Origin of the sequence: Pseudomonas sp. (assembly GCF_036404235.1) — a bacterium.
In the GTDB taxonomy this organism is placed as follows: Bacteria; Pseudomonadota; Gammaproteobacteria; order Pseudomonadales; family Pseudomonadaceae; genus Aquipseudomonas.
Window position 1 is genome coordinate 1 of sequence record NZ_DASWOT010000072.1, and the last position, 10,825, is coordinate 10,825.

The 10,825-nt window shown below is 58.2% G+C and carries 11 protein-coding genes; all 11 read left to right on the top strand.

Annotation, left to right across the window (positions count from 1 at the left end):
* Positions 1-540 (top strand): RNA polymerase sigma factor FliA (gene fliA / locus VGC62_RS08795; RefSeq protein WP_331186686.1); only part of this gene is annotated, 540 nt, incomplete at its 5' end.
* Between the two features lie 249 nt (positions 541-789).
* On the top strand, positions 790-1,164 hold the full coding sequence (locus VGC62_RS08800) for a chemotaxis response regulator CheY (protein WP_331186687.1): 375 nt from the start codon (positions 790-792) through the stop codon (positions 1,162-1,164).
* A 19-nt stretch (positions 1,165-1,183) separates the two neighbouring features.
* The gene (locus VGC62_RS08805; protein ID WP_331186688.1) at positions 1,184-1,972 is read left to right on the top strand and encodes a protein phosphatase CheZ; all 789 of its coding nucleotides are present in this window, start codon (positions 1,184-1,186) and stop codon (positions 1,970-1,972) included.
* 121 nt (positions 1,973-2,093) lie between these two features.
* Positions 2,094-4,346: a chemotaxis protein CheA gene (locus VGC62_RS08810; protein WP_331186689.1), complete on the top strand. Its 2,253-nt coding sequence runs from the start codon at positions 2,094-2,096 to the stop codon at positions 4,344-4,346.
* A gap of 49 nt (positions 4,347-4,395) precedes the next feature.
* Complete coding sequence (locus tag VGC62_RS08815; RefSeq protein WP_331186690.1) at positions 4,396-5,526, top strand: chemotaxis response regulator protein-glutamate methylesterase; 1,131 nt, start codon at positions 4,396-4,398, stop codon at positions 5,524-5,526.
* On the top strand, positions 5,526-6,266 hold the full coding sequence (locus VGC62_RS08820; protein ID WP_331186691.1) for a flagellar motor protein: 741 nt from the start codon (positions 5,526-5,528) through the stop codon (positions 6,264-6,266). The genes VGC62_RS08815 and VGC62_RS08820 overlap by 1 nt, the downstream gene beginning before the upstream one ends.
* A gap of 10 nt (positions 6,267-6,276) precedes the next feature.
* A complete protein-coding gene (gene motD / locus VGC62_RS08825) occupies positions 6,277-7,158 on the top strand; it encodes a flagellar motor protein MotD (protein WP_331186692.1) in 882 nt (293 codons plus the stop codon).
* Positions 7,159-7,198: 40 nt separating this feature from the next.
* Entirely contained in the window at positions 7,199-7,987 is a 789-nt protein-coding gene (locus VGC62_RS08830) for a ParA family protein (protein WP_331186693.1), read from the top strand.
* Between the two features lie 114 nt (positions 7,988-8,101).
* Positions 8,102-8,959 (top strand): CheW domain-containing protein, encoded by an 858-nt coding sequence (locus VGC62_RS08835; RefSeq protein ID WP_331186694.1) that lies wholly within the window; start codon positions 8,102-8,104, stop codon positions 8,957-8,959.
* Between the two features lie 57 nt (positions 8,960-9,016).
* Positions 9,017-9,496: a chemotaxis protein CheW gene (locus VGC62_RS08840; protein ID WP_331186695.1), complete on the top strand. Its 480-nt coding sequence runs from the start codon at positions 9,017-9,019 to the stop codon at positions 9,494-9,496.
* On the top strand, positions 9,497-9,892 hold the full coding sequence (locus tag VGC62_RS08845; protein WP_331186696.1) for a DUF2802 domain-containing protein: 396 nt from the start codon (positions 9,497-9,499) through the stop codon (positions 9,890-9,892). It abuts the gene before it with no gap.
* Positions 9,893-10,825: the final 933 nt, after the last annotated feature.

Sequence of the window (10,825 nt, forward strand, 5' to 3'; positions counted from 1 at the left end):
GGTGCCAGTTTCGAGACGTATGCGGGCATCCGTATCCGTGGCGCGATGCTCGACGAAGTGCGCAAAGGGGACTGGGCACCACGTTCGGTTCACCGAAATACACGCATGGTCAGTGACGCAATTCGCTCAATTGAAGCGAAAACCGGTCGTGACGCTAAAGATCACGAGGTTGCGGCCGAACTCCAATTGAGTCTCGATGATTATTACGGGATTTTGAACGATACCTTGGGCAGCCGGCTGTTCAGTTTCGACGACCTGTTGCAGGACGGCGAACATGAAGGATTGCATGAGGACGGCGCAAGCCAGTCGCTTGAGCCCTCGCGTGATATGGAAGACGAGCGTTTCCAGAGGGCGCTGGCAGATGCTATTGCCAACCTGCCAGAGCGTGAACGCCTGGTGTTGGCGCTGTACTACGACGAAGAGCTGAACCTCAAGGAAATCGGTGAGGTCCTGGGTGTCAGCGAGTCGCGTGTCAGTCAGTTACACAGCCAGTGCGCAGCTCGTTTGCGAGGGCGTTTGGGAGAGTGGCGAGCGCGTTGACAGACAACGCGCGGGTGCGTGTTGCTGTAAGCCGGCTGTGCAGAGCGTAGTGGGAAACATCAGACAAGGCAGGAGCCGGTCGCACGGAGCTATGTCAGGCCCCGTTGCGCTGTGCTTCGCACCTGTTGATTTGCCAAGCCCGTCGTCGTTTAGTGCAGCCCGGTCAGCGCGCTGTGCCGGTTTTGATTGAGTGCGCGTCCAGGTGCTGGACGCGTTAAAGACTGCTTGGAGGTCGAATTGGACAAGAACATGAAAATCCTCATCGTTGATGACTTCTCAACGATGCGGCGGATCATAAAAAACCTGTTGCGTGACCTTGGGTTCACCAACACGGCCGAAGCAGATGACGGTACGACCGCGTTGCCGATGCTGCAAAACGGAGCCTTTGACTTTCTGGTGACCGACTGGAACATGCCGGGCATGTCCGGTATCGATCTGCTGCGTCAGGTTCGCGCCGATGAGCGCCTGCGTCACTTGCCGGTATTGATGGTCACTGCTGAAGCCAAGCGCGAGCAGATCATCGAGGCTGCCCAGGCGGGTGTTAATGGCTACGTGGTCAAGCCTTTCACGGCGCAAGTACTGAAAGAAAAAATCGAGAAGATATTCGAGCGCGTCAATAGCTGATGTTCGCTGCGAGGGCGCTATGGATTCCAAAGATTCGACAATGGGTGACTTTGAGTCGACCCTGAAGAAACATGCGCGGCAGCTGGTCGAGAGCCTTGAAAAAGGCAAGTTTGGCGAGGCGGTGCAACTTATCCATGAGCTTAATCAGACCCGTGATCGCGGCCTGTACCGGGAAGTTGGCAAGCTGACACGCGAGCTGCACAGTGCAATCGTTAATTTTCAGATTGACCCGCACATGCCGCAAGCTGAAGAAGTGTCCCAGATCACCGACGCCGCCGAGCGCTTGTCGTATGTTGTCAGGCTGACGGAAAACGCGGCCAACCGCACCATGGACCTGGTCGAGCAAAGCACGCCCTTGATGAATGGCCTTGGAACTGACGCCAAGGCACTGAGGGCCGATTGGGGGCGTTTCATGCGTCGTGAACTCGGCGCTGAAGAGTTTCGCGAGCTGGCGCGGCGTATCGACGGTTTCCTGGCACGTAGTGAGCAAGAGACCCACGAGGTCGGTGGTTATCTCAACGATATTCTGTTGGCTCAGGATTATCAGGATCTCACCGGCCAGGTGATCAAGCGCGTGACCCAGTTGGTGACCGAAGTCGAAAGCAATCTTCTCAAACTGGTCCTTATGGCCAGCCAGGTCGACCGCTTTGCTGGTATCGAACACGATCAGGAGGTGTTCCGTCGGCAAAAAGAACACGAAAAACTTCACTCCAAGGGTGAAGGTCCGCAGATTCATGCCGATACACGTGAAGACGTCGTATCCGGTCAGGATGATGTAGACGATTTGCTATCCAGCCTGGGTTTCTAGGTTCTGAGTAAGAAGTGGCTGTGAGCTGACTGCCTGTTGTTTTACCGCAGGCAGCTCACCCTCTGACAACTTTGCGCAAGACCTGGATCGGTTGACGGTTAATTTTAGGAGCATCCCCCCAATGAGCTTCGGCGCCGATGAAGAAATCCTTCAGGATTTTCTGGTTGAGGCCGGCGAGATTCTGGAGCAACTGTCCGAGCAACTGGTCGAGCTGGAAAGCCGACCGGATGACGCTGACTTGCTCAATGCAATTTTTCGCGGTTTCCACACTGTAAAAGGCGGCGCTGGCTTCCTCCAGCTCCACGAGCTGGTGGAGTGCTGCCATATCGCCGAAAACGTCTTCGACATCCTGCGCAAGGGTGAGCGTCGGGTCGACGCAGAGCTCATGGACGTTGTGCTGGAAGCACTGGACACCGTCAACAATATGTTTGGCGAAGTGCGCGAACGCACTGACGTCACGCCTGCGACACCAGAGTTGCTGGCAGCCCTGTCGCGTCTGGCCGAGCCTGCGCCTGCCGCCGAAATAGCCGCTGCGCCAGTGGTCGCTGAGCCGGTCGCCGAAGCACCGTCCGAAGACGTCACCGATGATGAATTCGAACAACTGCTCGACTCGCTCAATGCGGTCAAGGCCCAGGCCGCTGGTGCAGCGCCTGTGGCTGCTGCGCCGCCTCCGGCATCGACGCCTGCTGCTGGCGACGCCAGTGACGATATCACCGACGCTGAATTTGAATCGTTGCTTGATCAATTGCACGGTAAAGGCCAGTTCGCAGTGGACGCGGGCGCACCGCCTGCACCTGATGCCCCGGCGATCAGCCACTCATCTGACGAAATCACCGACGACGAATTTGAATCGCTGCTCGACCAATTGCACGGCAAGGGCAGTTTTTCTGTCGACGCGGGCGCGAGCGCACAAGCCGTTGCAGCAGCACCCGATGCACCTGCCGCCGCGGCGGGCGTTGACAAGCTATCGGACCAAATCACCGACAACGAATTCGAAGACTTGCTTGACCAGTTGCATGGCAAAGGCAAGTTCGAACCGGACGCGGTAGCCACCGCACCTGCCGCCGCTGTTGCACCGGCAAAAAAAGTGGAACAGGCAAAGGTCGAACCTGCGAAAGCACCTGCCGCCAAGCCCGCGCCCGCTGCGGCGCCTGCTGCGTCGAAAGCCCCAGCGCCGATTGCCGAGAAGCACGCGCCGACGGAAGCCGAAACCACCGTACGGGTTGACACCGCGCGGCTGGACGAAATCATGAACATGGTTGGCGAACTGGTGCTGGTGCGTAATCGCCTGGTGCGTCTGGGTGCCAACAGTGCCGACGAAGCCATGTCCAAGGCCGTTTCCAATCTTGACGTGGTGACTGCCGACCTGCAGACCGCGGTGATGAAGACCCGGATGCAGCCGATCAAGAAAGTCTTCGGCCGCTTCCCGCGACTGGTACGTGACCTGGCGCGTCAGCTTAAGAAAGAAATCAACCTTGAATTGGTCGGTGAAGAAACCGACCTGGACAAAAACCTGGTCGAGGCGTTGGCCGATCCGCTGGTGCATTTGGTGCGCAACGCGGTCGATCACGGTATCGAATCGCCGGAAGAACGCGAGGCCTCGGGCAAGTCCCGCAGCGGCCGTGTGGTGTTGTCGGCGGAACAGGAAGGCGACCATATTTTGCTGTCGATTTCCGATGACGGTAAAGGCATGGACCCCGTTGTGCTGCGGGCTATTGCGGTCAAGCGCGGCGTGATGGACAAAGAAGCTGCCGACCGTTTAAGCGAAAGCGACTGCTACAACTTGATTTTCGCACCGGGCTTCTCGACCAAGACCGAGATCTCCGACGTGTCGGGCCGTGGTGTGGGCATGGACGTGGTGAAAACCAAAATTGCCCAGCTCAACGGCTCTATCAACATCTATTCGACCAAGGGCCAGGGTTCGAAGATCGTCATCAAGGTGCCGCTGACCCTGGCGATCATGCCGACTCTGATGGTGATGCTGGGCAATCAGGCGTTTGCTTTCCCACTGGTCAACGTCAACGAAATCTTCCATCTGGATCTGTCGACCACCAACGTCGTCGACGGTCAGGAAGTGGTGATCGTGCGCGACAAGGCGCTGCCACTGTTTTACCTCAAGCGCTGGTTGGTCGGCTCCGCTGCTCACGAAGAGCAACGCGAAGGCCATGTGGTGATCCTTTCGGTCGGCACGCAGCGCATCGGCTTCGTCGTCGATCAACTGGTGGGCCAGGAAGAAGTGGTGATCAAACCGCTGGGCAAGATGTTGCAAGGTACGCCGGGTATGTCGGGCGCCACCATCACAGGCGACGGGCGCATCGCGTTGATCCTTGACGTACCGAGCATGCTCAAGCGTTACGCCTCGCGGCGTATTTGATTCTGGGTTCGCGAGCCTTTCGCAGGCTCGCTGACTCTATGGAGTATTTATGGCAGTCAAGGTTCTGGTGGTGGACGATTCCGGTTTTTTCCGCCGCCGCGTCTCGGAAATTCTTTCTTCCGATCCGACGATTCAAGTGGTTGGTACGGCAACCAATGGTAAGGAAGCCATCGAGCAAGCCTTGGCGCTCAAGCCTGATGTGATCACCATGGATTACGAGATGCCGATGATGGATGGCATCACGGCGGTTCGTCACATCATGCAGCGCTGCCCGACGCCTGTGCTGATGTTTTCCTCGCTGACCCACGAAGGCGCGCGGGTGACCCTCGATGCGTTGGACGCTGGCGCCGTGGATTACCTGCCGAAAAACTTCGAAGACATTTCGCGTAACCCTGAGAGGGTCAAGCAGATGCTGTGCGAAAAGGTGCATACCATTTCGCACAGTAACCGGCGTTTCAGTGGTTATGGCAGCCCGCCTGCGCCTGTAGCCGCCCCCGTGAGTCCGACGCCATCGGCGAGTGCGTCGGTCACGGCGCGTACTGCATCGACACCGACCCCTCGGCCTGTCTCGCACGGCGCGGCCCATCATGCGCCGTCGTCTCCCTCACCCAAGCGCAAGGCTTACAAACTGGTTGCCATTGGCACGTCCACAGGCGGTCCAGTGGCGTTGCAGCGTGTGTTGACTCAGTTGCCTGCCAACTTCCCGGCACCGATTGTGCTGATCCAGCACATGCCTGCGGCGTTTACCAAGGCATTCGCCGAGCGTCTGGACAAGTTATGCAGCATCAGTGTCAAGGAAGCCGAAGACGGCGATGTACTGCGTCCGGGGTTGGCACTGTTAGCGCCTGGCGGCAAACAAATGATGGTAGACGGGCGTGGTGCGGTAAAAATCCTGCCGGGTGATGAGCGCCTTAACTACAAGCCCTGCGTAGACATCACCTTTGGTTCAGCAGCCAAATCCTACGGCGATAAGGTACTTGCTGTGGTGCTGACCGGCATGGGCGCCGACGGTCGCGAAGGCGCGCGTCTGCTCAAGCAGGGCGGCAGCCATATTTGGGCCCAGGACGAAGCCAGCTGTGTGATCTATGGCATGCCGATGGCCATCGTCAAAGCAGATCTGGCAGACGCGGTTTATAGCCTGGACGATATTGGGCGTCACTTGGTCGAGGCGTGTATCTGATGGATGTTTTAAGCCTGATTGGGATCATCCTGGCGTTCGTTGCCATTGTCGGCGGCAACTTTCTGGAAGGGGGCCACCTGGGTGCATTGCTCAATGGCCCGGCGGCACTGATCGTACTCGGCGGCACCCTGGCTGCGAGTTTGTTGCAGACATCCCTGAGTGCGTTCAAGCGTGCGGTTCAGATTTTCGTCTGGATTGTGTTCCCACCGCGTATCGATATGGCAGGTGGCATTGATCGCGTGATCAACTGGAGCCTCACCGCACGCAAGGAAGGTTTGCTGGGACTCGAATCGGTTGCTGAATCAGAGCCCGATTCATATTCACGCAAGGGCCTGCAATTGCTGGTCGACGGTGCTGAGCCCGAAGCTATTCGAAGCATCCTGGAGGTGGATTTCATCACCCAGGAAACCCGAGACATCCACGCCGCCAAAGTCTTCGAAAGCATGGGCGGCTACGCGCCGACCGTGGGCATTATCGGTGCTGTGATGGGTTTGATTCATGTGATGGGTAATCTCGCCGATCCGAACCAACTGGGCAGCGGCATCGCGGTGGCGTTCGTCGCCACCATTTACGGTGTGGCTTCGGCCAACCTGATCCTGCTGCCGGTGGCGAACAAGCTCAAAGCTATCGTGCTGGGTCAGTCGCGTTATCGCGAAATGCTGCTGGAGGGGCTGCTGTCGATCGCTGAGGGCGAGAACCCGCGTTCCATCGAATTGAAGCTGCAAGGCTTCATGGAGTGATGGACTGATCATGGCCCGACGTCGCCGCCCCGAAGAACATGAAAACCACGAGCGCTGGCTGGTGTCCTACGCGGACTTCATCACCCTGCTGTTTGCGTTTTTCGTGGTGATGTACTCAATTTCATCGCTCAACGAAGGCAAGTACAAAGTGCTCTCCGAGGCGTTGGTCGGAGTGTTCAACGAGCCCGAGCGCAGCGTCAAGCCCATCGCCATCGGCGAGCAGAGGCCACAGACCACAAGGCCTACCGATCCGCTGGTGATCGACAGCGAGCAGACCGATGCCGCGCTGGGGCAGGGTTTCAATGATCCGCTAAAGTCCATCTCCGACGAGGTCAACGCCGCGTTCGGCGATTTGATCTCCTCGGATCAGATGACCGTGCGCGGTAACGAGCTGTGGATTGAGATTGAATTGAATTCCAGTCTGTTGTTCGGCAGTGGCGACGCGATGCCCAGCGACAAAGCGTTCGATCTGATCGACAAAGTGGCGAAAATCGTCAAGCCGTTCGATAACCCGATCCATGTCGAAGGCTTCACCGACGATCAGCCCATTAATACGGCGCAGTTCCCAAGTAACTGGGAGTTATCGTCGGCACGTTCTTCGAGCATCGTGCGGCTTCTGGCGATGAATGGCGTCAATCCGGCGCGTCTGGCGTCGGTCGGTTACGGCGAATTTCAGCCGTTGACCTCAAATGCCACCGCTGAGGGCCGAGGGCGCAACCGTCGTGTGGTGTTGGTGATCTCGCGCAATCTCAACGTGCGCCGCAGCCTGACAGGTTCTGGCACTACCGCCAATGCAAAACCCGACGCCGCGTTACGCCGTGCTGGCACACAAACTGCACCGGCACCAGCCAAGCCGTCGCAAGGTGTCAAATCTTCGTCATCCGCCCCATAGTCAGTCTCGGTCATCGCCATGATCGAGGGGAAAACGAAACATGAGAGTGTGGGCAGTCGCTAATCAGAAAGGTGGGGTCGGGAAGACCACCACCTCAATCGCTCTAGCCGGGTTACTGGCCGAGGCGGGCAAGCGCGTGGTCATTGTGGACCTCGATCCCCACGGCTCGATGACCAGTTACTTCGGCCACAACCCGGATGAGCTGGAGCACAGTTGCTTCGATTTATTCCTGAACAAAGGTGTGGTGCCTGCTGGGTTACCCGGCCAGTTGCTGCTGCCCACCAGCGACAAACGTATTGCCTTGCTGCCGTCCAGCACCGCACTGGCGACGCTTGAGCGTCAGTCGCCGGGGCAAAGTGGTCTTGGGCTGGTGATCGCCAAAAGCCTGACGCAGCTGTGGCAGGATTTCGATTATGCGATCATCGACAGTCCGCCGTTGCTGGGGGTGTTGATGGTCAACGCACTGGCGGCAAGCCAGCAGTTGGTGATCCCGGTACAGACCGAGTTTCTTGCCGTGAAGGGGTTGGAGCGTATGGTCAATACCCTGGCGATGATCAACCGTTCACGCAAAGTACCACTGCCTTACAGCATTGTTCCGACCCTGTTCGATCGACGAACCCAGGCGTCGATGAGTACGCTGAAATTATTGCGCGACAGCTTCCCCGAGCATGTCTGGAAAGCCTACATTCCGGTCGATACGCGCCTGCGCGATGCCAGCCGGGCAGGCGTGACGCCTTCACAGTTCGACAACAAGAGTCGGGGTGTGCTGGCGTATCGCGCGTTACTGAAACATATGTTGTCCGAGCAACTCGTCGGGCAGGTGGCGTGACGTGTCCGCCATTCACTTATTGCCGTGCAATGTATTGCTGCATTCAAGTCGGTTGCCGGTGCAGCCGATAAAGAGTTCAGGCAGTCATCGCATCACTTATTCTCGGGCTCCTCTATGAACCGCCCTCTGGACATAGCATCACGACCACGATTGGCGTTGCAGAACTACCTCGATACGTTGCTTCAGGAGGCGACCGAGGAGCTGCTGGACGATCCTGTCGACGATTTCGAAGCGGCGGTACGTGAAGAGCGGGCGCATGACGCTCGCGTGCATGCGACCGCCAAACCGCCTGCCGCGATGGTCAAACCTGTCGCAATCAGCGCACCGGTGATGGCTCGGGTGTTGGAAGTGCAGGCGCCAGTGATGGTCAGCCCGATGATTACCGTGCCTACCATCCCGGTGGTCGAAGCGATTGCACCGAGCGCCACGTTGGTCCAGCCGGTCGCCGAAATCCATTTGCCATCACGGCATCACCCGACACCACCGCCGACCCCGGATGCACGCCCGGCCTGGGCTGCCGAGCCCTTCGAATGCCTGCTGTTCGATGTCGCCGGGTTAACCCTGGCAGTGCCGCTGGTATGCCTGGGTTCGATTTATCCACTGGCGGGTCAAGAGTTGACGCCGCTGTTCGGTCAGCCCGACTGGTTTTTGGGGATTTTGCCCAGCCAGGCAGGCAATTTGAAGGTGCTGGATACGGCTCGCTGGATCATGCCCGACCGCTACCGCGACGACTTTCGTCAGGGGCTGCAATACGTAATTTCAGTGCAGGGGTATGAATGGGGGCTGGCGGTGCATCAGGTCAGCCGTTCGCTACGCCTGGACCCGAGCGAAATCAAATGGCGTTCTCATCGCGGCCAGCGTCCTTGGCTTGCGGGCACGGTGATCGAGCACATGTGCGCGCTGCTGGATGTTTCCGAGTTGGCAGCCTTGATTGCCAGTGGTGCGGTCAAGCAAATGAACAAAACCAGATAAACACAGACCGGCGTACGCAACGCTGTTCGCACAGCACAATAGGCAAGGGGTTGGGTTATGAATAAGTCGTCAGCACAGGGTTCCGAAGATCCAATTCTGCAGTGGGTTACCTTCCGCCTGGACAACGAGTCGTACGGCATCAACGTGATGCAGGTTCAGGAAGTGCTGCGTTACACCGAGATCGCGCCGGTCCCGGGTGCGCCAAGCTACGTGCTAGGCATCATCAACCTTCGCGGTAATGTCGTTACCGTCATCGACACCCGCCAGCGCTTTGGTCTGCCTCCGGTTGAAGTCAGCGATAACACGCGGATTGTGATCATCGAAGCCGACAAACAGGTGGTCGGGATTCTGGTCGATAGCGTCGCCGAAGTCGTGTACTTGCGTCAGTCGGAAGTCGAAACCGCGCCCAACGTGGGCAACGATGAATCGGCCAAGTTTATTCAGGGCGTCTGCAACAAGAACGGCGAACTGCTGATTCTTGTGGAACTGGACAATATGATGTCCGAAGAAGAGTGGTCCGAGCTGGAGAGCATCTGATTGATCCTAGAGGTAGCGGTAATTTTTCTGGCGGTATTGTGGATCGCAAGCTTTGCGATGTTCATGCTCCACACCAAACGCCTGCGCACATTGACCACACAGCGGATTGAAGCTGATTCGCTGCGTGATCAACGCATTCGCGAGCTGGCCCGACGCCTGGAAAACTATCAGGGCGGTACGGTCAAAATGGGCGAGGAACTGCATGAGTTGCGTGCCATCGTGGCACCGTTGCCGGACAAGATCACCATCCTCGAACAGCGCGATCCGTCTACCTTGTCCTTCGCCCAGGCCGCGCGTCTGATCGCAAAGGGCGCCAGCGTTGACGAACTGACCCAGTCCTGCGGCCTGACCCAGGCCGAAGCGCAACTGATGAGCAAGTTGCACGGCAACGGGTGATGGCATTTATTTCCCGATCTGTTGAGTGAGGCCTGCCCTCATGCCAGTCAGTAGAACGCAGTTCAACTTGTAGGAGCCAACTTGTTGGCGAGGCGACCCATGAGGTGTATCTGAAACACCGCCTCGCGAACAAGTTCGCTCCTACAGGGCGTTCTGGCCCCCACCACGTGCGTTTTGGCTGGGAGTCGGGCTTGTCCCGCGACCGGCGGGGAACCCGTCGTAAAACCTGCACACGCGGTGTGACAGGCAAACCGCACACACCGGTTTACAGCAGAACGCAGCTCAATCTGTAGGAGCCAACTTGTTGGCGAAGCGACCAACACGGTGCGCCTGAGACATCGCTTCGCGAACAAGTTCGCTCCTTGGGGCGTTCTGGCCCCCACCACGTGCGTTTTGGCTCTGCACCCCCATGTGGGAGTCGGGCTTGTCCCGCGACCGGCGGGGAACCCGTCGTAAAACCTGCACACGCGGCGTGACAGGCAAACCGCACACACCGGTTTACTGCAGAACACAGCTCAATCTGTAGGAGCCAACTTGTTGGCGAAGCGACCAACGCGGTGCGCCTGAGACAACGCTTCGCGAACAAGTTCGCTCCTACAGGGCGTTCTGGCCCCCACCACGTGCGTTTTGGCTCTGAACCCCCATGTGGGAGTCGGGCTTGTCCCGCGACCGGCGGGGAACCCGTCGTAAACCTGCGCACGCGGTGTAACAGGCAGACCGCGCACACCGGACTTACTGCCGCTGTGCGACAGCCCTCTGGCCCGTCCTTTGCAAAGCACTGTGCAGAGGTAATCAACACCGATTACCATCTTCACGACAAAGGCGCCGTGTGCTCCCCGTTTCAGACGGAGGAGAACAGGGCGTCTTTTTTTTTGGCTTCGGGAAATGGATATGACGAGTCAAAGCGTTGCAAGCGTGTGTCCTTATTGCGGT